The sequence below is a fragment of the Streptomyces sp. NPDC092369 genome, from assembly GCF_044755245.1.
Taxonomy (GTDB): domain Bacteria; phylum Actinomycetota; class Actinomycetes; order Streptomycetales; family Streptomycetaceae; genus Streptomyces.
Window position 1 is genome coordinate 1 of sequence record NZ_JBIVQP010000007.1, and the last position, 25,956, is coordinate 25,956.

Here is a 25,956-nt window from a genome sequence, read left to right on the forward strand (position 1 = left end):
ACAACCGACCCAACCGAGCCGCACAACTCTCCAACTCCCCATACGACAACCACTCATCACCACCCACCACAGCCACCGCCTCACGCGACACCACCGCACGAGCAGCGAACAACTCCGGCAACACCCCAGGCACCCACGGCACCGCCGTCCGGTTCCACCCCTCCACCACCAGCTCACGCCCACCCGCACCCACCACACCCACCCGTCCCACCAACCGGGACGAGTCCGCGACGAACTGCTCCAACACCCCCACGAACGACGCCAACACCTCACCCGCCCGCACCCGACTCAACACATCCGGCCGATAGACGAGTTCGGTGTGGAGACCTGCGTGGCCCGGATCCACGACAAGGCTCAGCGGGTAGTGACCCGCGTCGAGCGGAATGCCGGCGGACCGCATGGTGATGGCGTCGGGGCCGGAGGGGGGTTCGCTGGCGGCGCGCGGGTAGTTCTCGTACACCACCAACGTGTCGAAGGACGCCCCCTCACCCACCCACTGATTGATCTCCTGCATCCCCACATGCTGGTGCGACATCAACACCGACTGACGCGTCTGAAGATCCGCCAACAGACCGAGCAAGGACTGAGCACCGTCCAAACTCACCCGCACCGGAAGCGTGTTGATGAACAAACCGATCATCGACTCCACACCCGGCAACTCCGGAGGCCGGCCGGCCACCGTCGCCCCGAAGACGACATCCTCCCGCCCGGCCAGCCGCGCGAGCACCAACGCCCACGCACCCTGCACCACCGTGTTCACCGTCAGACCATGCGCCCGAGCCACCTCCACCAGCCCCCGCGACAACTCCTCCTCCAGCGAGAACCGCACCCGCTCCGGCATCACCACCGACCGCACCGACTCCGTCGACACCACCAACGTCGGCCCGTCCACACCCGCCAACTCCCGCTGCCACGCCGCCCGCGCAGCCTCCTTGTCCTGCACCGCCAACCACGCCAGATACTCCCGATACGACCCGACCACCGGCAGCCCACGCCCACTGCCACCGGCCGCATACGCCGCCGACACCTCACCCACCAACACCGGCAACGACCAACCATCCAGCACAATGTGATGACTCGTGATCACCAAGCGATGCTGGTCATGGGCGACCCGGACCAGCAGGAGCCTGAGCATCGGCGGCCTGGTCAGGTCGAAGTGCTCGGCCCGCTCTGAGGCGGCCAGGCGGCGTATCTCGGCCGTGGCCTCGGGTTCGGTCAGCGCCGATACATCGGCTTCGGTCCAGGGCACCGTGACCCGCCCCGACACCGCCTGGACCGCACCACCCGACACCGCCACACCCGAATGGAAACTCGCCCTCAACACCGGATGCCGATCAACCACCACCCCCCACGCCGACCGCAACCGCACCACATCCAAAGGCCCCTCAACAATCAAAGACCGCTGCCCCTCATACAGATCAGGACCGTCCTGATCAAAAGCCGCATGGAACAGCAGCCCCTCCTGCAACGGCGACAACGGCCACACATCCACCAAATCCCCCACCACACCCTCAAGCTCCACCACACCCGCCTGCGACACCTCCACCAACGGGAAGTCCGACGGCGTATGACCACCCGCACCGGCGGCCTCGGAGTGGGCGGCCAACCCCGTCAGCATCCGCACCCAGGTCTCGCCCAGTGCCGCTGCCTCGACGTCGGCCAGGACGCCCGCCGGCCAACTCAGCGTCAGGCTCAGCTCGGGACCATCGGCGGTGTCGCGTACGACGGCCCGCACCTCCAGTACGTGGGCCACCGGCAAGTCGGGATTGGAGGAACCGGCGACAGCTGTCTCGCCGGCCATCTCCCACGCCCTCACCGACTCCCTGTCGGTGCCGGTGCCGGCCGCGAATCGGCCCAGGTAGTTGAAACCGATCTGCGGAGCCGGCGCGTCGGCCAGGACAGTTGCCGTCTCCGGGTTGAGGTGACGGAGCAGGCCGAACCCGAGCCCGTCGCCGGGGACAGCGCGAGACTGCTCCTTGACCGCCTTCACCAGGTCACCGGCCGCGACGCCTCCCACAGCGGCGTCCGCCAGATCGACTCCGGTGACGTCGAGCCGTACGGGATGGATCTTCGTGAACCACCCCACCGTGCGCGAGAGATCGAGATCCCCTACTGGCTCGCGGCCATGTCCTTCCACGTCCACCAGCAGGTCCGCGGCCTCGGGACGCCATCGGCCCACCGCCCCAGCCAGCGTCGACAGCAACACCTCATGCACACCGCAGTGGAACGCCGTCGGCGTGCGACCCACCAACGTCGCCGCCGCGTCGGCGGGCACCACCCATTCCCGGCGTCGCATCGTGCCGGCCACATCCAACGCCGGATCCAACCGGCGACGACCCAGTGCCGGGCGCTCTTCGCCCAACACCCGCAACCAGTCGTCGAGTTCGGCGGTCCGCTCGGGACTGACAGCCTGCTCGGCCAGTACTCCGGCCCAGCGGCGGAACGACGTACCCACCGGATCGAGCACAGGCGAACGACCGGCCACCAGCTCCTCGTACGCACCCTGCAGATCCGGCAGCAGAATCCGCCACGACACACCGTCCACCACCAAGTGATGCACCACCAGCGCCAGTCGGCCCACCCGACCCGGACCCGCATCCACCCACACCACCTGGAGCATCACTCCAGCCGCCGGGTCGAGACGGCCCACCGCCTCACGAGCCGCACGCCCCGCCACCGCGTCCAACTCCTCGCCGGCACCCGCCTCTACCCGCGTGACCAAGCCCGCCGCATCCACCGAACCCGGCTCACCCACCACCAGCTTCAAGTCGTCCCCGACCACCCGCGCCCGCAACATGTCGTGACCGTCGACCACCGCGCCCACTGCCCGGCCCAGCACCGTCAGATCCAGTTCCGCCGGTGCACCGGCCACCACCCACTGGGTGAAGTACGGTCCGACGATCCGCTCGCCCAGGGCACGCATGACAGGCGTCCAGGGCACCTCGCCCACACCCACGTCTCCCGTGGGCGCGCCGTCACCGGTGACGAGAGACTCCGCGACGGTCGCCAGTCGCTCGACGGTCTTCTCCTCGAACACCTGCCGAGGTGTGATCACCAGCCCCGCGCGCCGGGCCCTCGACGCCAGTTGCATCGACATGATCGAGTCGCCGCCCAACTCGAAGAACCCGTCGTCCGCGCCCACCCGCTCCAGCCCGAGGATCTCGGCGAACAGGCCGGACAGCAGGCCCTCGACGGGGCCCACCGGCGTCCGTCCGGACACCTGACTCGCGAAGTCCGGCACGGGCAGAGCCGCGCGGTCCACTTTCCCGTTCACGGTCAGCGGCAAGGCGTCCAGGACGACCACCAGCGCCGGGACCATGTACTCCGGCAGGGCCTGGGCCACATACCCACGTACCTCCGCCGGATCTACGTCCGGGTCCTCGGGGACCAGGTAGCCGACGAGCCGCTTCTCTCCGGGCCGGTCCTCCCAGGCCACGACCACGGCCTGACCCACGGACGGATGAGCGGTCAACACCGCTTCCACCTCGCCGAGTTCAACGCGGAAGCCGCGCACCTTCACCTGCGCGTCCGCCCGGCCGACGAAGACCAGCTCGCCCTCGGTGGTCCATCGGACCAGGTCTCCGGTGCGGTACATGCGCAGGCCTGGGGCGAACGGGCAGGCCACATAGCGTTCCGCGGTCAGCGCCCCGCGCCCCAGGTAGCCGCGCGCAACTCCCGCGCCGGCGACGTACAACTCCCCGGGCACACCGGCGGGAACCGGTCGCAGGAACGTGTCCAGGACGAAGGCGCGCATGTTGTCCAGCGGACGTCCGACGGGCATGACCGGCGGCACCGGTGCCATCGGGTCCAGGCGGTGGGAGGTGGCGAAGGTCGTGGTCTCCGTGGGGCCGTAGCCGTCCACGACAACCAGGCCGGGGCAGGCCTCACGCACCCGTCGGACCGCTTCGGACCGCACCGCGTCTCCTCCGGTCCACACCTCGCGCAGCCCGCGCAGGCAGCCGGGGTCGTCCTGGGCGAACAGGTGGAACAGCGCGGCGGTGAGCCACATCGCGGTGATCCCGTGCCGGTCGATCCACTCTCGTGCGAGCGCCGGGGTGAGGACACCGGGCGGGGCGATCACCGAGCGTCCGCCGTTGAGGACGGGCACCCACAGTTCGTAGGTGGAGGCGTCGAAGGTCTGGGCGGAATGGATCAGAACGGTCTCGTGCCCGTGTGCGAAACGGTGGTCGTGTGCGAGGGCCACCACATCGCCGTGCGTGACCACAACTCCCTTGGGAACGCCGGTCGATCCGGACGTGTACATCACGTACGCCGCGTCCTGAGCTGTCAGGCGTGGGTCGGTGGCTCCGGTTCGGGTGATCGCGTCGGTTCCCGCGAGGAGCGTTCCGACCTGTACGACGTCCAAGTCCGTGTGGGAGTTGGCCGCCGCTGTATCGGTATCCGTGTCCGTGCCCGTATGCGTATCCGTCACGGTCAGGACCGTGTCCCGCAGCATCAGCCGCAGGCGCTGTTCCGGCCAGTCCGGGTCCACGGGTACGTAGGCCGCCCCCGCCTCAAGGATGCCCAGCAGGACGGCCATGAAGGCGGGTGAGCGCTCCAGTGCCACCCCGACCAGGTCGCCGCGGCGCACCCCTCGCGCGGTGAGTGCGCGGGCCACCCGCTGTGCTGTCGTTGCGAGTTCGGCGTACGTCCAGTCGCGGTCCGTACCGATCACGGCCACCGCGTCCGGGGTCTGTTCCGCTCGCGCGCGGAACAGCTCAGGCAGGGACTCCGAAGGGACCGGCCGGGCTGTGGTGTTCCACTCCTCGGTGAGCGTGTGCCGTTCGTCGTCGTCCATGAGCGTGAGGCGGCCGACGGGTGCGTCCGGGTGGGCGGCGAGTTGTTCCAGAGCGCGCAGGAACCGATCGAGCAAGGCTGTCGCGGCGGGGTGGTCGAGGACGTCCGTCCAGTAGGTGAGGCGTGCGCGGAGTCCGTCGAGCGGGTCCACCACCAGGCCGAGCGGGTAGTTGACCGACTCGCGCATCCAGGCCTCGGTGAGGGACACGCCCTCGGGGGCCTGTCCGTCGGTCCCCGAGGCCGTGGCGGGGTTCATGCGGGAGGGATAGTTCTCGAAGGCCAACAGCGTGTCGAAGGTCGCGCCCGGTCCGGCGAGGCGGTGGATCTCGCTGAGGCGGAGACTCTGGTGGTCGAGCAGGGCCGACTGGTGTGACTGGAGGCCGGCGAGGGTGTCGGCGACGGTCTGTCGCGGGTCGAGGCGCACACGTACCGGGACGGTGTTGATGAACAGGCCGAGCATGGTCTGCATGCCCGGCAGGTCGGCGGGCCGGCCGGCGACGGAGGCACCGAAGACCACGTCGTCGCGGCCGGTCAGCTGGCCGACCACCAGGGCCCACGCGGTCTGGACGACGGTGTTCAGCGTCACGCCCCGGCCGCGGGTCAACTCGCCGAGGGATTCCACTAGTTGGCCCGAGGCCTCGCAGGACACGGTCTCGGACGTGGCACCCGGGTCGCGGTCCGTGGGTGCGATCCGGGTCGGCTCCTCGAGTCCGGCCAGTTCCGCGCGCCAGGCCTCCCGGGCCGCCTGCTCGTCCTGCCGGGCCAGCCAGGACAGATAGGTCCGCTCAGAGGTCACCGCGGGCAGGTCCGCCGCGCTGCCGCCCGCCGCGTAGCAGGCCCACAGCTCCCGGCGCAACACGGGCAGGGACCAGCCGTCGAGCACCAGGTGATGCAGCGTCACCAACATGCGGTGGCGGTCGGGCCCCGTCCTGACCAGAAGCACCCTCAGCAGCGGCGGCCTTGTCACGTCGAAGCGGCGGGCACGTTCCTCGATCCCGAGGCGCTCCGACTCCGCCCAGGCGTCGGCCTCGTCCCGTCCGGAGAGGTCCTCCTGCCGCCAGGGCAGCACGACCTCGTCCACCACGACCCGCACCGGGCGCTCCACCCCGGCGACCTGCCGGAATCCGGCCCGCAGGCTCGGGTGCCGGTCCAGAACAGCCTGCCAAGAGGCCCGCAGGACCTCGGCGTCCAGTGGGCCGTCGAGCCCGAGGACCATCTGCTCGACGTACACGTCCGCGGCCTGCTCGTCGTACAGGGCATGGAACAGCAGGCCCTCCTGAAGCGGCGCGAGCGGCCAGACGTCGGTGAGCCCTTCGACGTCGGACTCCAGCGCCTCGACCTGATGCTGCCCGAGTGCGACCAGCGGGAAGTCGGACGGGGTACGGCCACCGCCGCCGGAGCGGGTCACATGCGCGGCAAGGCCGGCCAGCATCGCCGCCCAGCCGTCCACCAGGGCGCGTGCCGCCGCTCCGTCGAGCAGCCGGCCGGGCGCGGCGACGGTGAGCGTGAGTTCGGGCCCGTCGGCGTGGTCGTGCACCTCGCCGAGCGCCTCGACCGCGTGCATCACGGGAAACTTCCCGTCGGAACCGGCGGTGAGCGCGAGTTCACCGGTCGGCGTCCAGGCGGTCGCGTCGGAGGACGCCTGTGCCTGGGCGGGTGTTCCCGAGTGCGGCCGCGTGGCTGCCGTGGAACGGCCCAGGTAGTTGAAGCCGATCTGGGCCGACGGCAGCTGCGCCAGTACGGCCGCGGTCTCGGGGTTGAGGTACCGGAGCAGGCCGTGGCCGAGGCCGTCGCCGGGTATCGCCCGCAGCTGCTCCTTGACCCGCTTGAGCGCCCGTCCGGCCGCCGGACCGCCCGACCGCAGCTCGGCCGGATCGGTCGTGCCGAGGTCGAGCCGGACCGGATGCACACCGGTGAACCAGCCGACCGTGCGCGACAGATCCATTCCCTCGGTCAGTGGCTCCCGCCCGTGGCTCTCGACGTCCACCAGCAGCCCGCCGTCCTGCGGCGCACCACGCCACTCGGCGACGGCCGCGCCCAACGCGGTCAGCAGCACGTCGTCGACGCCGGCATGGAAGGCGGTTGGTACGGCGGTCAACAACGCGGCCGTCACCTCGGACGGCACAGTCACGGAGACCCGCCGTACGGTGTTGACGAGATCACGGCCGGGGTCGACGGGCCGTTCGGTGAGCAGCGGCTCCGACGTGCCGAGCAGCCGGGTCCACTGCGTCAGTTCCGCCGACCGGGCCTCGCCCGCGGCCTGTTCCGTCAGCCGGCGCGCCCAGTGCCGGAACGACGTGGATACGGGTGTCGGGACGGGCTCGCGTCCGGCCGCCAACTCCGTGTAGGCATGGGCGAGATCGGGCAACAGCACCCGCCAGGACACGGAGTCCACCACGAGATGGTGCGCGGTCAGCAGCAGGCGTCCGGGAGCATCAGGCCCGCAGTCGAGCCACACCACCTGCGCGACGGTCCCGGAGAGCGGGTCCAACCGGCTTACGGCATCTTGTATCTGACTTTCCATCAGGTTCACAAGGTCCGTCGGGTCGGCTGATGTCGCATCGACACGGCGTACCCACGCAGCGGCCGACACCGTGCCCGGCTCGACCACGACCAGCCGCTGCGGCTCTGTCTCCAGCCGGGCACGGAGTACGTCGTGGTGGTCCACCACCGCCTGGACCGCGCGGACCAGCGTGTCGTACCGCAGGCCGGGCGGAGTGGACACCGCGCCGGACTGTACGACCCCGCTCAGTCGGTCGAGGCCGACCCGGTCGATCAGTTCCCGCATGACCGGGGTCAGCGGAATCTCGCCCACACCGGGGTCCCCGCCGCCCACGTGCACGTCCGGCGCGAGGACGGCCACGGCGGCCAGAGACGCCGGAGTACGGCGCTCGAACACCTGCCGGGCGGTGATGGCCACGCCGGCCCGCCGAGCCGCCGACACCAGCATCATCGACATGATCGAGTCGCCGCCCAACTCGAAGAACCCGTCGTCCGCGCCCACCCGCTCCAGCCCGAGGATCTCAGCGAACAGCGCGCAGAGAAGTTCCTCGACCACGCCCTGCGGCGCGCGACCGGCGGAACTTCCCTCACCGCGATCGGGAGCGGGCAGCGCGGCCCGGTCGACTTTGCCGTTGACGGTGAGGGGCAGCGCGTCCAACGACACGAAGGCCGCCGGGACCATGTACTCGGGCAGAGCTTCACCGACGTACTCCCGAAGCTCCGGTACCTCGACCCCCTGGGCCCGCAAGACGACGTACGCGACGAGCTGCTTGTCGCCGGGACCGTCCTCACGCGCCACGACCACGGCCTGAGCAACAGCAGGATGCGCCGTCAACACGGCCTCGATCTCGCCGAGTTCGATACGGAAGCCACGCACCTTCACCTGCGCATCCGCCCGACCGACGAAGAACAACTCACCATCAGTGCTCCAGCGGGCCAAGTCACCCGAGCGGTACATACGCCCACCGTCCGCGAACGGGCAGGCCACAAACCGCTCCGACGTCAGATCCGCGCGGGCGACATAGCCACGGGCCAGACCCGCACCCGTGACATACACCTCCCCCGTGACCCCCGGAGGCACCGGCCGCAGAAACGAATCCAGCACGTACACACGCGAGTTGGACAACGGGCGGCCAATAGCCGGCGCCTCAGCGGAAGGCGTGACGGTTCCGGTCACTGCACCGGCCGTCACCATGACCGTGGCCTCGGTCGGGCCGTAGGTGTTGAAGATCTTCGCCGTAGGCGCCCAACGCGCCGCCAGATCCGAGGTGAGGCGTTCCGCGCCCAGCACCCAGGTGTTCATACCGGACACCTGCTCCGGATCCAGCACTCCCAGAAGGGACGGCACCACACTGGCCGTGCTCACACCGTGCGCGGCAACCATCCCAGCCAACGCGCCAGGCTCCGCACGCTCCTCACCAGTGGCAACCGCCAATGTCCCGCCCGACCCCAGCACGACCGCCACGTCCAGGATCGCCGCATCAAAACTGAACGACGCGAACTGCAACGTCACCACACCACGACCCGCACCCAGAACAGACGCCATCGCCTGCACCAGATTCACCACACCACGATGAGCGACCGCCACACCCTTCGGACGCCCCGTCGAACCCGACGTGTAGATCACATACGCCAGTTGACCCTGATCTGTCACACCCGGCAGTGCACTCGCCTCAGGTGCCTCAGGCACCTCCTCCAGCAGAACCACACGGGCCGGCCCCGCCGGCACCCGGGCCAGAGTCTCCGCCGTCGCCAGCACCACACCCGCACCACTGTCCTCGACCATGAACCGCAACCGGTCCGAGGGATAGTCAGGATCCAACGGCACAAAGGCACCACCCGCCTTCCACACCGCCAACTCCCCCACCACCATGTCGACCCCACGCGGCAGACACAGACCCACCACCCGCTCACGACCTACCCCAGCACCCACCAAAAACCGCGCAAGCCGATCCGAGCGCGCATCCAACTCCCCATACGACAAACCCTCGTTGCCAGAACGAACCGCCACCGCCCCCGGCACCGCCCGCACATGAGAACCGAACAGATCCAGCAGCGAATCCCCGACCACGGATTGCCGCGTGTCGTTGAACTCCCCCACCACCAGCTCGCGTTCACGCTCGGCCAACGTCTCGACCCGACCCACCGGCGACGAGGGGTCCGCCACGACGCGTTCAAGGAAGTGCAGGAAAGAGGCGTGGGCCGAGCGGAGCCACTGGGCGTCGTAGAGGGACGAGTTGGCCTCGAAGGTGACCCGCATTCCCTCGGCGTCCGACCAGCCGCTGACGAGGACGCCGAACTCCTCGACGCGTCGGCTCGACCGCTCGTGCACGACGGCGCGGTGCTCGCCGAAGCGGAGCGTCTCGCCGATCGGCATGATGTTGACGTAGGGGCCGAACTGCCAACGGTTGCCCGTGGGCCAGCCGGCGCTGCGGCGCAGCCACTCGCCGCGGAAGCGCTGGTGCTCGACGGCGCCGTCGACCTCCCGCTCGGCTCGGCTGGCGAGTTCCGCGAACGTGGTGTCGGCGGTGACGGGCAGGCGCAGCGGGAGCACGTTCGCCGTCGTCACCGGGGTGCGTCGGGCTTGCGCGGTGGTGCGGACGGACAGTGGGAGGCTGAGGAGTGCCTCGTCGGTGTCGGCGAGTCGGCTCGTGAAGGCGGCGACCGCCGCCACGACGAGCCGCGGCCAGCTGACGTCGGTGAGAGCGGCCGCCCGGTGCAGCGCCTCTACGGCGGGCGGCGGGAGGTGGCCCGTCTGTCGCAGGACGCCGTCGGTGCCGTCGGAGCGCCGTCCGGGGATGCTCGCGGGTTCGGGCCGGTCGGCGAAGTGCTCGGTCCAGTACCGGAGATCGCTGCGGTACTCCTCGGAGGCGCGGTACGCGGATTCCTGGCGGCGCAGTTCGCGGAGGGGTGCGTGCCTGGGGGGCGGGCAGGTGTCGCCGGTCAGGAGGGCCGTGTAGATCTTCGCCACGCGACGGCCGATGAGGGAGCAGCCGTAGGCGTCCATGAGGAGGTGGTTGTAGCGCTGGAACCAGCCGTACCGCTCGGGGGCGAGGCGGAGCAGGGTGTGGGAGAAGAGCCGGCTCTCGGTGGGGTCGCCGACCTGGTGCAGTTCGGCGCGTATCCACGCTTCGGCGGCTTCGTCGGGAGCGCTTTCCGCGCTGAGATCCACGTGGTGCAGGGCCTCTTGGTGCAGAGGCTCGTGTCCTGTCCCTGTCTGCGGCTCGGCACTGAACCGTTGGGTGACGCGATCGCCGTCCGTCACGAGTTTCACGCGCAGGATCTCCGCCTCGGCGACGGCCTGTCGCACGGAGCGCTCGAAGAGATGCGGATCCACGGCCCCGGCGATTTCGACGTACTGGCCGACGTTGTAGAGCCGGCGCGAGTCTTCCATGCGCTGCGCCAGCAGAATTCCCTCTTGGGAATCAAAGAGAGGCAGTTCGTAATCAGCCTGACCGTTCATCATTCCCCCGGGCCTGAAAATCCGAGCAGGGCGCGATTCGTGTGTCGCGGATGAGCAATCGATATCGGATATCGACAACGGGCATGATCCAGCCCGCGTTCATGCTCTCACGGACATTTGATTGGCGACAGTGTGTGCGGATTCGGGACGGAGGAGTGTGTCCAACAAGCTGTTTTGCTCAGTTGGACACATCAAAAAGCGCCCGGTCCGCGAGGGCTCGCGGGCCGGGCGCGTATGCCGGAAAAGGATTCTCCGGTTCGGGTTTCCTACAGGCGGGCGACCACTTTGCGGGCGGGGTGTTGGCCGATGCCGGTCGGCGGGGCGGGTACGCGTCCCGGGAAGTAGGTCTCCATGACCAGGCCGCCTCCGGGGCGGGCGCGGGCGACGAGTTCGGCGCCGTGGGCGGTGACGATGGCGCGGACTATGGAGAGGCCGAGGCCGTGATGGCCGTCGTCCGGGGTACGGACGAGGCGTTGGAAGGGTTCCAGGAGCCGGTCGACCTGTTCGGGCGGGATGTCGTTGCCGGAGTTGGAGACGGAGACGAAGGGGCGGCCGGTGGGGTCGGTGCCGGTGGCCATCTCGACGCGGCCGGCGGGCAGGTTGTAGTCGATGGCGTTGTCGAGGAGGTTGGCGACCAGGCGCTGGATGAGGGCGGGGTCCCCGGAGATGCCGGTCGGCCGGATGTCGGTCTCCAGTGTCAGTCCGCGCCGGTCGATCTCCGTCTCGAAGGACAGCAGGACGTCCTCGGCGAGTGCGGCCAGGTCCAGTGGTTCGGGGTGTTCCACGCCGCGTTCGCTGCTGGAGAGGGTGAGCAGTGACTCCAGCAGGCGGGCCTGCTGCCTGCTGATGACGAGCAGGCGGTCGAAGGTGGTCCGGAAGGTGTCGGTGTCGTCGTCCATGAGGGCTTCTTCGAGCAGCGCGTGTTCCAGGGTGAGCGGGGTGCGCAGTTCGTGAGCCGCGTTGGCGACGAAGCGTTTGTGGGAGTCGAGGGCGGTCTGGAGTCGGCCCAGGAGTCCGTCGACGGTGTCGGCGAGGTCCTTGAGTTCGTCGGAGGGGCCCTTGGCGTCGAGGCGCTCGTGGACGTTGCGCGCGGAGATCTGCCGGATGGTGGAGGTCATCGTGCGCAGGGGCCGCACGATGCGGCCGGCCACCAGCCAGCTGAGCACGATGGAGATGCCGACCATCATCGCCAGCGCGATGCCGGACTGCACCAGGAGGTGGTGCATCTCCAACGCGTGCTGTCGTACGGCCTGTTCGCGCAGTTCCCGGGCGACACCCTCGGCCCACGGGGGCGGGGACTGGCCGGGCAGCACTTCCATGCCGCCTCTGCCGCCGTCGGGCATGGGCAGCCCGCCGACGCCCTGGTTGAAGATGGTGATGTTGCCCTTGCGGCGGGAGACGAGGAAGTAGGTGATGGCGAGCAGGACCGCGCCGGAAGCGACGAAGAGCAGGCCGAACAGCACCGTCAGGCGCATACGGACGCGTCGGGGCAGGAGGCGTGCCGGGACGCCCGCGGTGATCGGACGGAGTGGGCTGGGCAGGCGCATCGGCATCTCAGATCCGGTAGCCGCCGCGGGGGACGGTCTCGATCAGGGGCGGTGACCCGAGCTTCGGCCGCAGCCGGTTCACGGTGGTCTTGACGGTGTTGGTGAAGGGGTCCGCGGCTTCGTCCCAGACGCGTTCGAGGAGTTCCTCCGCCGAGACGGGCCGGCCCTGTGCGGCCAGCAGGCATTCGAGGACCGCGAACTCCTTGGGCGTGAGCCGGAGTTGCGTGCCCGCGCGGGTGGCCACCCGGCGGGCCGGATCCAGGCGCAGGTCGCCGTGGACCAGGACGGGAGGCAGTGCCTGCTCGGGGCGCCGGGCGACGGCGCGGATCCGGGCGACCAGCTCGGCGTAGGCGAAGGGCTTGGGCAGGTAGTCGTCCGCGCCGCGGGTGAGGCCCTCCACCCGGTCGGCGATCGTGGCGGACGCCGTCAGCATCAGGACGCGGGCCCGGTGCTCCTGTTCCACGAGCACGCCGCACACCGCGTCGCCGTGGACCTTCGGGAGGTCCCGGTCCAGTACGACGACGTCGTAGTCGACGACCGTCGCGCGCTCCAGTGCGTCGGCTCCGTCGTAGGAGACGTCGACCGCCATCCCCTCGCGACGCAGCACGCGTGCCACCGATTCCGCGAGTTCGGCATGGTCTTCGACGACGAGAACCCTCAACTCTTCACCCCCGGCGCGGCACTTCATGACCGGGGAGCCGGGCGGCACAGGCTGTTCATGCCGGTCAGCCTGCCCGGACCGTGGTCACACCCCGGTCACAGCGTCCGCGTGTCGTGTCTGCGTGGTCGTAGCCACGTGGTCTGCGCGGTCGTACCCACACAGTCGTCCCTGTGTGGCCCTGTGTGCGTGGCCACGTCCGTGTGGGTGGCCGGCCCGTACGTCGTTCAGCGTACTGCCGGGGCCGGTGCGGTGGCCCGGCTTTTCCTTCCGTGAACGGACGGTCGCGGAAGGAGGGCCGGGGCATGGCACCGTGTCCGGAACGCGACGGGCGCGTTCCGGACACGGTTCCTGCGGGCGGGCGCGGCAGGGTCACCGCTGCGCCGGGGGCGGCCCGCCGAGGATCATCGGGGCGGGTCCGGAGCCCGGGGGCGGAAGGGGCGGGAGGGGGTCGCCGCCTCCGCCGCCGAAGGACTGCGGTCCGACCGCCGGCTGCGGGACCGGCTTGGTGTGCCCGTTGGCGCGTCCGTGGCCCGCGAACTGGGTGCGGTAGAGCTCCGCGTAGAGCCCGCCGCGCTCCAGGAGTTCCTCGTGGTTGCCCTGCTCCTGGACCCGGCCCTTGTCGATGACGAGGATCTGGTCGGCGTCGCGGATCGTGGAGAGCCGGTGGGCGATGACCAGGGAGGTCCGGCCGATGAGCGCGGTCTTCAGGGCGCGTTGCAGGGCGGCCTCCGACTCCGAGTCGAGGTGTGCGGTGGCCTCGTCCAGGACGACGACGGGCGGGGCCTTGAGCAGCAGCCTGGCCATCGCCATGCGCTGCTTCTCGCCGCCGGAGAGGCGGTATCCGCGGTCGCCGACGACGGTGTCGAATCCGTCGGGCAGCGCCTGGATCAGGTCCCAGATCTGTGCGGCCCGGCATGCCTCGACGAGCATGACCTCGGTGGCGTCGGGGCGGGCGTAGAGCAGGTTCTGACGGATGGTCATGTGGAACATGTGCGCGTCCTGGGTGACCATGCCGACGGTCTCGTGCAGCGATGCCAGGGTGAGGTCGCGCAGGTCCTGGCCGCCGATGCGGACGGTCCCCTCGACGGGGTCGTACAGGCGCGGTACCAGGTGCGTGATCGTGGTCTTGCCCGCGCCGGAGGGTCCGACCAGCGCGGTGAGTTTGCCGGCCGGCACGGTGAAGCTGAGGTTCCGCAGGGTCCAGGAGTCGTCCACGCGTTCCGGCGAGGGCAGGGCGATCGACTCCAGCGAGGCGAGGGAGACCTCGCGGGCGCGGGGATAGCGGAAGGAGACGTCGTCGAACTCGATGGCCGGTGCGGTGCCGTCGCCGTTGTCGCTGCCGCTGCCGAAGGCGGGCAGCGACTTGGCTCCCGGCTTCTCGGAGATGAGCGGCTTGAGGTCGAGGACCTCGAACAGCCGGTCGAAGCTGACCAGGGCGGTCATCACGTCGGCCTGGGCGTTGGAGAGTTGGGTGATCGGGGTCATCAGGCGGGTGAGCAGCGTCGCGAGAGCCACGAGGGTGCCGATGTAGAAGGACCCTTCGATGACGAGCTTTCCGCCGACTCCGTAGACCGCGGCCGTGGCCAGTGAGCCCAGGAGCATCATCGACAGGAAGAGCATCTTGCCGTGGACCGCGGTCTGGATGCCGAGGTCACGGCCCCGGCCCGCCTGCTCCGCGTAGAGGCCGGCCTCGGTGGCGGGGCGGCCGTAGAGCTTGGCAAGGAGAGCCCCGGTCACGTTGAACCGCTCGTTCATCAACGAGCCCATCTCGGCGTTGACCTGCATGTGGGCTCGCATGAGGCGTTGCAGCCTGCGCCCGATGATCTTGCCGGGAAGGATGAACAGCGGCACGATCACCAGGCCGATCAGGGTGATCTTCCAGGACAGCAGGAACATCGTCACCAGGACGAACGCCAGGGTCAGTCCGGCGGAGACGACGGTCGACAGCAGGGTGGTCAGGGCTCGTTGGGCTCCGACGACGTCGGTGTTGAGCCGGCTGACCAGGGCGCCGGTCTGGGCCCGGGTGAAGAACGCCAGAGGCTGGCGCTGCACATGGTCGAAGACCTCGGTGCGCAGTTCGTAGATGAGGCCCTCACTGACCCGGGCCGAATACCAGGTCTCCGCCCACCCCACGACCAGTCCGACCACCGCGAGCGCACCGATCGCGAGGGCGAGCCACATCACGAGGGAGGTGTCGCGTTTGGCGATGCCGTCGTCGATGAGGTACTTGAACATCACGGGGGGAGCCACGGTGATGGCGGCGTTCAGGGTCGTGATGACCAGGAGCAGACCGATGCTGAAGCGGTACGGCCTGGTGTAGGGCAGAATGCGTTTGGCCGTGCCGGGTTTGACGCGTTGTTTGGCTCCGGACGGGTCCGGCCCCACGCCGCCGAAAGTCACCGGCCCGGAGCCGCCGATCATGGCCACGGGAATCTCCTCTTGTTCCGCGCCGTCAACGGGCGGCTTGAGCGGACTCGACGTCCTGGGTGTTCGCGGTGCTCTGCTCGCCCGCGACGTTCTGCTTGTTCGCGGCGTCCTTGTTCGCGGCGTCCTTGTTCATGGCGTCGATGAGACTTTGGGGACGCAGGTCCGTCCAGTTCTTCTCGACGTAATCGATGCAGTCCTTCCGCGGACTCTCACCGAACACCACTCGCCAGCCGTTCGGCACTTCAGCGAAGGCGGGCCATAGGGAATGCTGGTTCTCGTCGTTCACCAGCACGAAGAACGATCCGTCCTCATTGTCGAACGGGTTTGCCATGACCACTCCCAATCAATTGGGGCCTGCCTGGACTCGCTCAAGGTAGTCGCGGGTCACAGGGCACACAAGGTTGGACAAACCGAGGTCACGCGTCACCGATTACGGGTCGCGCAAAGGACATTCGGATCGCATCCAAAGGGTGCGGGAAATGATTTCCGGAGCCTGTCCAAGTGCCGGATACGCACACTTGGACAGTCGGACAGGGACTTTCGGCCGGCGCCCTTTTCCGGGAGACTGGTCAGCCCAGCCAGCCCGGGCGCACCAACCCCGACTCGTAGGCCAGGACGACCAGTTGGGCCCTGTCGCGGGCGCCCAGCTTCACCATCGTGCGGCTGACGTGGGTCTTCGCGGTGAGGGGGCTGACGACCAGGCGGCGGGCGATCTCCTCGTTGGAGAGACCGATGCCCACCAGGGCCATCACCTCCCGCTCCCGCTCGGTGAGTTGACCGAGGGCGTCCGCGGCGGCGGGTTCCTTGGAGCGGGCCGCGAACTCGGCGATCAGGCGGCGGGTGACTCCGGGTGACAGAAGCGCGTCGCCCTCGACCACCGCCCGTACCGCACGCAGGAGTTCCTCCGGCTCGGTGTCCTTCACCAGGAAGCCGGAGGCACCCGAACGGATCGCCTCGAAGACGTACTCGTCGAGTTCGAAGGTGGTGAGCATGACCACCTTGACGCCTTCGAGAGCGCCGTCGTCGGTGATGCGGCGGGTCGCCGCCAGTCCGTCGAGCAGCGGCATACGGATGTCCATCAGGACGACGTCGGGGCGCAGTTCACGCACCTTCCGCACCGCCTCCTCACCGTCGGAGGCCTCCCCCGCCACCTCGATGTCCGGCTGCGCGTCGAGCAACGCCCGGAAGCCGGCCCGCACGAGTGACTGGTCGTCGGCGAGCAGTACGCGGATCACCGGTCGTCCTCCTTGGCCTTCACCTTCAACGGCAGTACGGCGAGCACCCGGAACCCTCCGTCAGGGCGCGGGCCCGCCTCGATCGTGCCACCCAGAGCGACGGCCCGTTCCCGCATTCCGGCCAGCCCATTGCCGCCGCCGCCCGCGTCGGCACCGGTCGCGGGCCCGTCGTCGTCGATCCGCAGCCGTAGCTCCCGCGCGTCGTGGACGAGGTGCACGCGCGCGTGGCGCGAGCCCGAGTGGCGTACGACATTGGTGAGCGCCTCCTGGATGATCCGGAAGGCGGCCAGGTCCGTGCCGGGCGCGAGGCGGGGCGGCTTGCCCTCGACGTCCACCGTCAGGCCCGCGCTCCCGGCCTGCTCGACCAGTTCGGGCAGGCGGCTCAGGCCGGGCGCCGGTGCGCGCGGCGCGTCCCCCGGCGTGCGGAGTGTGTCGAGCACCTGGCGGACCTCGCCCAGCGCCTCCTTGCTCGCCGCCTTGATGGTGGTCAGCGCGGTGCGCGCCTGCTCGGGATCGGTGTCCAGCAGGGCAAGTCCCACGCCCGCCTGGACGTTGATGACGGAGATGCTGTGCGCGAGGACGTCGTGCAGTTCGCGGGCCATCCTCAGCCGCTCCTCGTCGGCCCGGCGCTTCGCCGCCTGCGCCCGCTCGGCGCGTTCGCGGACCCACTGCTCGCGCCGCGTCCTGGCCAGCTCGGCGACCGCCACGATCGCCACCACCCAGGTGGCGATGACGACCTCCTGTCCCCAGCGCGCCGCAGCGTCTCCGGACGGCGGCAGCCAGCGGTAGAGCCAGTGGGCCATGAGCACGTGCCCCGCCCACAGCATCCCGACCGCGCCCCAGGCGGCCCGCCGGTACCCGGCGACGACGGCGCTGAAGCAGGCCAGGGCGACGGTGAGGAAGACCGGTCCGTACGGAAAACCGGCGCCCAGGTAGACCATGGCGGCGGCGGACGTGCCGAAGACGACGGCCACGGGATGCCGCTGCCGCCACAGCAGCAGTCCCGAGCCGACGATCAGCAGGACGCGCGCGAAGGCGTTGAGCTCGGCCCGCTCGTGCACCTGCTGGTGGGCCGCGTAGTTCGACCCGGCGAGCACGAAGACGGTGAGCACCAGGGTGGAGCGCCACGGCCAGCGGGCGCCGCGCTGCTCCTCGTTCCAGCGGTTCGGCCACGGCGGCCCGTGCCGCCACCACTGGGGCGGGCCGCCCCCGCGCACACGCTGCTCTTCCATGCCCGCCACGCTAGACGTCACCGTCCCGGCCCGGCGTCCGCCAGGCGTGGTGATCACGGGTACTCCCGGGGAAGTACGTCAGCCGTCGGCGGCCGAGGTGTCGCCGAGACCTGGTCCGGGGTCGCCGAGAGCCCGGACCAGGTTCGCCGAGAGCCTGGCCCCGCGTCAGCGCAACCCCACACTCGCGGCGAGCCGGCCCGCCCCGTGCCGGAAGAACGCCTCCCGGTCCTCCACCACCCGGTGGAACTGGCCGAACAGCTCGAACCCGATCAGCCCGAACAGCTGCGCCCAGGCCGCGACCAGAGCCGTCGCCACGGCCGGCGGGAGGTCGGGGGCGATGTCGGCGGCCAACCGCTCGGCCTCGGGGCGCAGTTCCTCGGACAACGGGGGCATGGTCAGTCCGGGACCCCGGAGGGCGTCGCGGACGATGCCGATCAGGACCAGGCCGACCCTGGAGGCGGGCGGGACGGTTGTGTCGGGGGCGACGTACCCGGGGACGGGCGAACCGTAGATCAGCGCGTATTCGTGCGGATGCGCGAGGGCCCAGCGGCGCACGGCCTCACACGCCGCGACCCACCGCCCCACGGGACCGGCCACGTCGCCCCCCGCCTCCTCCGCCGCCGCCGCCGCGTCGCGCGCCGCCTCCGCCGCCTCTCCCACGGAGTCGTACGCGTCGATGATGAGGGCGGTGAGCAGGTCGTCGCGGCTGGGGAAGTAGCGGTAGAGCGCGGAGGAGACCATGCCCAGCTCGCGGGCCACGGCGCGCAGCGACAGCTTGGCGGCGCCTTCGGCGGCGAGCTGTCTGCGGGCCTCGTCCTTGATGGCCGCGGTGACTTCGATCCTGGCCCTGGCACGGGCGCCCTGTGCGGTGCTCATGCTCGCGAGTGTGCCATGAAAGTGGAGCACTGCACACAGATGTGAGCGCCGCGCTAAAAAGAGAGCACCGCTCTTGCTTTGGATCGCTGATCCGATGCAGACTGACACCACAAGCGAGAGCAGTGCTCACAAAAGTGAGCGACGCTCTCCCGCTGAGGGGAGACCACCATGTCCGAGTCCGCGTCCGCATCCTCGCCCGCGCCGTACTACCTCAAGGGCAGCCCGCTGACCGTCCGCTTCAACAGCGTCCTGGGCTGGATGGCCCGGCACGGAATCAGCCTCATGGGCTCCGCCGAGATGTCGGTGCGCGGTCGCAAGAGCGGCCGGATGCAGCGCGTCCCGGTGAACCCGCACATCTACGCGGGCACGCAGTACATCGTCTCGGCCCGCGGCCACTCCCAGTGGGTGCGGAACATGCGGGTCGCCGGCGGCGGCGAGCTGCGCGTCGGGCGCAGGATCCGCACGTTCACCGCGCAGGAGCTGCCCGATGCCGAGAAGCTCCCGATCCTGCGGACCTACCTGGAGAAGTGGGGCTGGGAGGTCAACCAGTACTTCCAGGGCGTCACCGCGAAGTCCACCGACGAGGAGATCATCGCGGCCGCGCCGGATCACCCTGTCTTCCGCATCACGGTCGCGAAGTGACCCCACCGCACGGTCAGGAGGAACCGCCCTCGCCGACCGCACCGGTTCCACCGACACCACCGGTGCCACCGACCGCGCCGGCCTCTCCCGCCGCGCCCGCTTCCCCGCCCGCGTCGACCGAACCGCCCTCCACAGGACGCTTGTCGAGCGCGGTCAGGGCGCGCTGGGCCATGGGGTGCGAGCGCATGAGCTCGGCGAGGGAGGTCTTGCCCTGGGTGATCTCCCGGAACGCGTTCCACGCCGGTCGGAAGCCGGTGAGGGCCGCGTGGAACAGGCCCGGACGGCGCTCGAAGATGGCCAGCATCCGCTTGCCGACGCTCATCTCCACCCCGAGGCCCGCCTTGATCGCGAACGCGTAGTTCAGCGCCTGGCGCCGGGCGTCCACGGCGTCGTGCGCCTCGGCGATCCGCACGGCCCACTCCCCCGCGAGCCGCCCCGAGCGCAGCGCGAAGGAGATGCCCTCGCGCGTCCACGGCTCCAGCAGCCCCGCCGCGTCCCCGCAGACCAGCACCCGTCCGCGCGAGAGCGGCGAGTCGTCGGCCCGGCAGCGCGTCAAGTGCCCGGAGGAGATGCTCGGTTCGAACCCGGCGAGGCCGAGCCGGGCGATGAAGTCCTCCAAGTACCGCTTGGTCGCCGCGCCTTCACCTCGCGCCGAGATCACGCCCACCGTCAGCGTGTTGCCCTTGGGGAAGACCCAGCCGTAACTGCCGGGCATCGGGCCCCAGTCGATGAGCACCCGCCCCTTCCAGTCCTCGGCGACGGTCTCGGGTACCGGGATCTCCGCCTCCAGGCCGAGGTCCACCTGGTCGAGCTTCACGCCGACGTGCGCTCCTATGCGGCTGGCGCTGCCGTCCGCGCCGACCACAGCACGGGCGAGGAGCGTCTCGCCGCCCTGCAGCACGACGGCGACCGTACGCCGGTCCGGCACGGACGAGCCGTGCTGCTCGACGCGTTGCACGGTGGCGCCCGTACGCAGCTCCGCGCCCGCCTTCTGCGCGTGCTCGACCAACTGCTGGTCGAATTCGGGCCGGTTGATCAGCCCGAACATCATCTGCCTGGAGCGGCGGGTGCGCGTGAAGCGACCGTTGTTGGAGAACGTCACCGCGTGCACGCGGTCGCGCAGCGGGAGTTCGAAGCCCGGTGGCAGACAGTCGCGGGAGGGTCCGATGATGCCCCCGCCGCACGTTTTGTACCGGGGCAGCTCCGCCTTCTCCAGCAACAGCACGCTCCGCCCCGCCACCGCGGCCGCGTACGCGGCGGAGGCCCCCGCGGGCCCCGCACCCACCACGACGACGTCCCACACCCGCTGTCCGTCGTCCGCCGAAGAGTTCTCGCTGCTCACGATGGTCCGTTACTCCCGATCACGCCGCCTGCCGCACCTGTCTCCCGCATCCTACGGCGGGCGTCGCCGCGGACCGCTGTGGGAGGATCACAGCACTTCACCAGTACAACGTCGCACCCACAAGGAGCGTGCCCATGTCGTCGAATCCGGTCGCCGAGACCGTCGCCTCGCTGATGCCGAGGGCCCAGGCGGAGCTCGCCGAACTGGTGGCGTTCAAATCGGTGGCCGACTTCGACCAGTTCCCCAGGAGCGAGAGCGAGGGCGCCGCGACCTGGGTCGCCGACGCCCTGCGCGCCGAGGGTTTCCAGGACGTGGCCCTGCTCGACACCCCCGACGGCACGCAGTCGGTCTACGGATATCTGCCCGGCCCCGAGGGCGCGAAGACGGTCCTGCTCTACGCCCACTACGACGTGCAGCCCCCGCTCGACGAGAGCGGCTGGACCACTCCCCCCTTCGAGCTGACCGAGCGCGACGGCCGCTGGTACGGGCGCGGCGCGGCCGACTGCAAGGGCGGCGTCATCATGCACCTGCTCGCGCTGCGGGCCCTCAAGGCCGACGGCGGTGCCCCGGTCCACGTGAAGTTCATCGCCGAGGGCTCGGAGGAGCAGGGCACCGGCGGTCTGGAGCGGTACGCCGAGGAGCACCCGGAGTTGCTGGCGGCCGACACGATCGTGATCGGCGACGCGGGCAACTTCCGGGTCGGTCTGCCCACGGTCACCACCACCCTGCGTGGCATGACGCTCCTGCGCCTGCGGATCGACACCCTCGAAGGCAACCTCCACTCCGGCCAGTTCGGCGGCGCCGCCCCGGACGCGCTGGGCGCCCTGATCCGCGTACTGGACTCGCTGCGCGCCGAGGACGGTTCGACGACCGTCGACGGGCTTGCCCCCGCGGCCGGTTGGGAGGGTCTTCAGTACGAGGAGGAGCAGTTCCGGCAGGACGCGAAGGTGCTGGACGGCGTACAGCTGATCGGTTCGGGCACGGTCGCCGACCGTATCTGGGCGCGCCCGGCCGTCACCGTCCTCGGCATCGACTGTCCGCCGGTCGTCGGTGCGACGCCGTCCGTGCAGGCGAGCGCACGTGCGCTGGTGAGCCTGCGGGTGCCGCCGGGCGTGGACGCCGCCGAGGCGACCAAGCTGCTTCAGGCCCACCTGGAGGCGCACACGCCGTGGGGCGCCCGGGTGCACATCGAACAGACCGGCCAGGGCCAGGCGTTCAGCGCCGACACGACCAGCCCGGCGTACGCGGCGATGGCCGAGGCGATGGCGGTCGCCTACCCCGGCCAGGAGATGCAGTACGCCGGCCAGGGCGGCTCCATCCCGCTGTGCAACACCCTCGCCTCGCTCTACCCGAGCGCGGAGATCCTCCTGATCGGTCTCAGCGAGCCGGAGGCACAGATCCACGCGGTCAACGAGAGTGTGTCCCCCGAGGAGTTGGAGCGGCTGTCGGTGGCGGAGGCGCTGTTCCTGCGGAACTACGCGGCGAGCTGACTCCCTTCGCATTCCGGCAGGTCGGCGGCGTCACGGCGTGGGGATGCCGCGCTCCAGATAGAGCGCGGCGCCCCGCTCCCGGGCCCGCAGCGCCCAGCGCAGCCGCTCGTAGCGGACCGGCGGGAGCAGGTCCGCCGCCTCCTCCTCGGTGACGAAGCGCCACTCGCGCAGTTCGGGTCCCGGCAGCAGCAGGCGGGCCGCCTCCGCGGAGTCGAGGCGCCCACCGTCGTACAGGAGACGCAGTCCGCCGAAGCCCGGCGGTGCGGGAGCCTCCCAGTCGACGACGAGGAGATGCGGTACGTCGGCGAGGCGGATGCCGGTCTCCTCGGTGACCTCGCGCATGCCGGCGCGGGCGGGGGCCTCGCCGGGTTCGACGACACCGCCGGGGAACTCCCAGCCGGCCTTGTAGGTGGGGTCGACGAGCAGCACCCGGTCCTGTTCGTCGAAGAGCAGCACCCCGGCGGCGAGCGTCTCGGCGGTGGGCTCGGGCGTCTGCACGATGTCGCAGACCGGCACCTCCCCACGCCCGCACGCCTCCGCGATCCGCAGGGCGGTCTCGTACGGGGTGAGGGTCCCGGAGTCGACGGGGTGGGCGTCGGCGGTGAGCCAGGAGGCGAGGGCGGCGCGGTACGGCTCGATGTGGTCGTAGGCCCACTGACGTTGCCGCAGCTCGCCGTCGGGGAGGTCGGGTGGGACCTCCCGCCCGGCTATTCGCTCCCGCAGGATCGTTTCCGCCGGAGCCAGCAGGACGTGCTGGACGGCGATGCGGCGCGCGGCCAGACCGCCGAAGATCTCGTCGCGGTACTCCTGGCGCAGGAGGGTCATCGGGACCACGAGGGTGCCGCCGAGTTCGGCGAGCATCGCGGCCGCCGTGTCGATCACGAGGCGTCGCCAGATCGGCAGGTCCTGGAAGTCGCCGACCTCGGCGAGGTGCTTGGGCGGCAGCAGGTGCGTCATCGCCGCGCCGATGACCTCGGGGTCGAAGAGCGTGCTGTTCGGGATCAGGTCGATCAGTTCCCGTGCGGTGGCGGTCTTCCCGGCACCGAACGCTCCGTTGATCCAGACGATCACGGACAGTTCCCCCTCTTCTATTGGCCCCCTGAGGCTTGCCCGTTTCACCCTGCCACGGAAACCAGCCGCAGTTGAGGGCGCACGAAGAGGGGCGCCGATGCCCACCGTCACGGTGGGGACATCGGCGCCCTGTCGGGACGGAAGGTGACGTCAGCCGTTCTGCCCCAGGGTCTTGTCGGCGTCCGCGAAGCTGTCCTTGCTGATGGTGCCGGCGACCGCGCCGAGGGTGTCGTCGACGCTGAGGCCACCCAGTGACTGTTGGTCACCGAGTACCTGGTGGTCGCCCTGGTGCGACGGGCTGATCGCGGCGACGACGAACCCGGTGGCGAGGGAGGCGATGGCGAGCATGCTGCGCTTCTTCATGCCCGGTTCAACTGCGCGGACCGGGCAGGGGTCACGCACCGGGATCACGCACCCCGTGTCGCCTGCTGACTGGCGGTTCACAGAAAACCCCGAGAAGCTCCGATGTTCTACGCGCTTCCGGTCCGGACCATCAACCCGAACTACCGTTACCGCACCTCTTCCAACACAGTCGGACACGTCCTACCGTAAACGCGCATGGATGACACGAACATGACGTCATCCCATCTTTCGCGCGTTCGGAGGACTGCAACGATGCATCACCTCGACACCCGCACCACCCGACGAAGAATGGTCGGAGCGCTCACGGCGGGCCTCCTGTGCGCGGCGGGGCTCGCCGCGCCGGCCGTGGCCGCACCCGCCGCCGAGCCTCCCGCCCGGCCTGCCGCGCCGGCCCTCGCCGACGGCCTCGCCCTCACCCCGCCGATGGGCTTCAACAACTGGAACTCCACGAACTGCCGCCCGGAGTTCAACGAGGCCATGGTGGAGGGAATCGCCGACCTGTTCGTCGCGAAGGGTCTCAAGGACGCCGGTTACCAGTACGTCAACCTGGACGACTGCTGGGCGCTGCCGAGCAGGGACGCGAACGGCAAGCTCGTACCGGATCCGGTGCGGTTCCCCCACGGGATCAAGGCCGTTGCCGACTATGTGCACTCCAAGGGGCTCAAGCTCGGGATCTACACCAGCGCCGGCACGAAGACGTGCAACGACGCGGGATTCCCCGGTGCGCTCGGCCATGAGTACAGCGACGCCCAGCAGTTCGCCGACTGGGGCGTGGACTATCTCAAGTACGACAACTGCAACAACCAGGGCGTGGACGCCAAGCTGCGCTACAACACCATGCGCGACGCGCTGAAGGCGACCGGCCGCCCCATCGTCTACAGCCTCTGTGAATGGGGCGAGAACAAGCCCTGGGAGTGGGCGGCGGACGTGGGCCACCTGTGGCGTACGACCGGTGACATCAGCGACAACTGGGGCTCGATGGTGTCGATCCTCAAGCAGAACCTGCCACTCGCGCAGTACGCGGGACCCGGGCACTGGAACGACCCGGACATGCTGGAGGTCGGCAACGGCGGCATGACCGACACCGAGTACCGCACGCACTTCTCGATGTGGTCGATCATGGCGGCCCCGCTGCTCATCGGCTCGGACCTGCGCAAGGCGACCCAGGCGACCTTCGACATCCTCGACAACAAGGAGGTCGTCGCGGTCGACCAGGACCCGCTGGGCAAGCAGGGCACGGTCGTCTCCTCCGAGGGCGGGCGCTGGGTCGTCAGCAAGCAGATGAAGGACGGCAGCCGCGCGGTCGCGCTCTTCAACGAGTCGGGCAGCGCCCAGCGCATCGCCACGACCGCCACCGCCGTCGGCCTGCCCCGCGCCCACGCCTACACGCAGCGCGACCTGTGGCAGCACAAGAGCTTCAACACCGCGGGCACCATCGCGGCCACCGTCCCGGCGCACGGCACGGTCCTGCTGCGGATCTCCGCCGACCGCAAGTGGGCCACCAACCCGCCGGCCGTCGAACTCGGCCTGGGCGGCAGTCCGTTGGTCGAGGCGGGCAAGAAGGTCTCGCTGACCTCCACGGTCACCGACCTCGGCCGCACGTCGGCCGAGCACGTCTCGGTGGCGCTGACGGGACCCGCGGGCTGGAAGATCAAGGCGACCTCGTCGACCAAGGCCAAGGAGCTGAGGACGGGCCGCTCGCTGCGCAGCAAATGGTCGCTCACCGCGCCGCAGGGGACGCCGACAGGGTCGTACGACCTGAAGTTGAAGGCGAGTTACCGCTCGCCGAGCGGCAAGCGCGTCGACAGCGTCCTGCCGGTGACCACGACCGTGGTCGTGGCGCCGCCCGCGGGTACGTCCGGGCTCGGGGATCTGCCGTGGCTGTCGGCCACCAGTGGCTGGGGGCCGGTGGAGCGCAACACCAGCAACGGCGAGAGCGACGCGGGCGACGGCCATCCGATCACCCTCGGCGGAGTCGTGTACGCCAAGGGACTCGGCGTACACGCCGACAGCGACGTCGAGTTCTACACCGGCAAGGCGTGCGAGAAGGTCACCGCGGACGTCGGCGTCGACGACGAGAAGGGCGCCAACGGCTCCGTCGCCTTCGAGATCTGGGCCGACGGCACCAAGGTCGCCTCGACCGGCACCCTCACCAACGCGATGCCCGCCCAGCCGATCACCGCGGACGTGACCGGCGCCGAGGTGATCCACCTGGTCGTCACCAACGGCGGGGACGGGTACGACTCCGACCACGCGGACTGGGCGGGGGCGCAGCTGAGCTGCTGAGCCCCCGCGGGGCCCAGCAGCA

Annotated in this window: 14 protein-coding genes; 3 read left to right on the forward strand and 11 right to left on the reverse strand. The window is 70.1% G+C overall.

Annotation, left to right across the window (positions count from 1 at the left end; genetic code table 11):
• The 8 genes from ACIQI8_RS35120 to ACIQI8_RS35155 all read right to left on the reverse strand — a co-directional run.
• A partial coding sequence (locus ACIQI8_RS35120; protein ID WP_402359766.1) for an amino acid adenylation domain-containing protein occupies positions 1–10,693 on the reverse strand: 10,693 nt, incomplete at its 3' end.
• A gap of 335 nt (positions 10,694–11,028) precedes the next feature.
• Positions 11,029–12,315 carry a sensor histidine kinase gene (locus tag ACIQI8_RS35125; RefSeq protein ID WP_402359768.1) on the reverse strand — a complete coding sequence of 429 codons (1,287 nt, stop codon included), beginning with the start codon at positions 12,313–12,315 and terminating at the stop codon, positions 11,029–11,031.
• A gap of 1 nt (position 12,316) precedes the next feature.
• Positions 12,317–12,970 (reverse strand): response regulator transcription factor, encoded by a 654-nt coding sequence (locus tag ACIQI8_RS35130; protein ID WP_402359771.1) that lies wholly within the window; start codon positions 12,968–12,970, stop codon positions 12,317–12,319.
• Positions 12,971–13,339: 369 nt separating this feature from the next.
• On the reverse strand, positions 13,340–15,391 hold the full coding sequence (locus ACIQI8_RS35135) for an ABC transporter ATP-binding protein (protein ID WP_402361308.1): 2,052 nt from the start codon (positions 15,389–15,391) through the stop codon (positions 13,340–13,342).
• Positions 15,392–15,422: 31 nt separating this feature from the next.
• Entirely contained in the window at positions 15,423–15,728 is a 306-nt protein-coding gene (locus ACIQI8_RS35140) for an MbtH family protein (protein WP_402359774.1), read from the reverse strand.
• Between the two features lie 238 nt (positions 15,729–15,966).
• Positions 15,967–16,632: a response regulator gene (locus ACIQI8_RS35145; protein WP_402359777.1), complete on the reverse strand. Its 666-nt coding sequence runs from the start codon at positions 16,630–16,632 to the stop codon at positions 15,967–15,969.
• Entirely contained in the window at positions 16,629–17,864 is a 1,236-nt protein-coding gene (locus tag ACIQI8_RS35150; RefSeq protein WP_402359780.1) for a sensor histidine kinase, read from the reverse strand. Before ACIQI8_RS35150 ends, ACIQI8_RS35145 begins: the two co-directional genes overlap by 4 nt.
• Before the next feature lie 165 nt (positions 17,865–18,029).
• Complete coding sequence (locus ACIQI8_RS35155) at positions 18,030–18,740, reverse strand: TetR/AcrR family transcriptional regulator (protein WP_402359783.1); 711 nt, start codon at positions 18,738–18,740, stop codon at positions 18,030–18,032.
• A 168-nt stretch (positions 18,741–18,908) separates the two neighbouring features.
• Here ACIQI8_RS35155 and ACIQI8_RS35160 point away from each other — a divergent pair, with 168 nt between their 5' ends.
• Entirely contained in the window at positions 18,909–19,382 is a 474-nt protein-coding gene (locus ACIQI8_RS35160) for a nitroreductase/quinone reductase family protein (RefSeq protein WP_402359786.1), read from the forward strand.
• A 13-nt stretch (positions 19,383–19,395) separates the two neighbouring features.
• Here ACIQI8_RS35160 and ACIQI8_RS35165 read toward each other — a convergent pair whose 3' ends face one another.
• Entirely contained in the window at positions 19,396–20,724 is a 1,329-nt protein-coding gene (locus ACIQI8_RS35165) for a geranylgeranyl reductase family protein (RefSeq protein ID WP_402359789.1), read from the reverse strand.
• 134 nt (positions 20,725–20,858) lie between these two features.
• On the opposite strand from ACIQI8_RS35165, the gene ACIQI8_RS35170 reads away from it, so the two are divergent.
• Entirely contained in the window at positions 20,859–22,214 is a 1,356-nt protein-coding gene (locus tag ACIQI8_RS35170) for a dipeptidase (protein ID WP_402359791.1), read from the forward strand.
• 30 nt (positions 22,215–22,244) lie between these two features.
• Here the strand turns inward: ACIQI8_RS35170 and ACIQI8_RS35175 are convergent, their stop codons facing one another.
• Positions 22,245–23,285, reverse strand: a complete 1,041-nt coding sequence (locus ACIQI8_RS35175) for an NUDIX domain-containing protein (RefSeq protein ID WP_402359793.1) — start codon at positions 23,283–23,285, stop codon at positions 22,245–22,247.
• Between the two features lie 150 nt (positions 23,286–23,435).
• Positions 23,436–23,648 (reverse strand): hypothetical protein, encoded by a 213-nt coding sequence (locus ACIQI8_RS35180; RefSeq protein WP_402359796.1) that lies wholly within the window; start codon positions 23,646–23,648, stop codon positions 23,436–23,438.
• A gap of 288 nt (positions 23,649–23,936) precedes the next feature.
• On the opposite strand from ACIQI8_RS35180, the gene ACIQI8_RS35185 reads away from it, so the two are divergent.
• Positions 23,937–25,934, forward strand: coding sequence for an NPCBM/NEW2 domain-containing protein (locus tag ACIQI8_RS35185; RefSeq protein ID WP_402361311.1), 1,998 nt, complete (start codon positions 23,937–23,939; stop codon positions 25,932–25,934).
• The last annotated feature ends 22 nt before the right edge of the window (positions 25,935–25,956 follow it).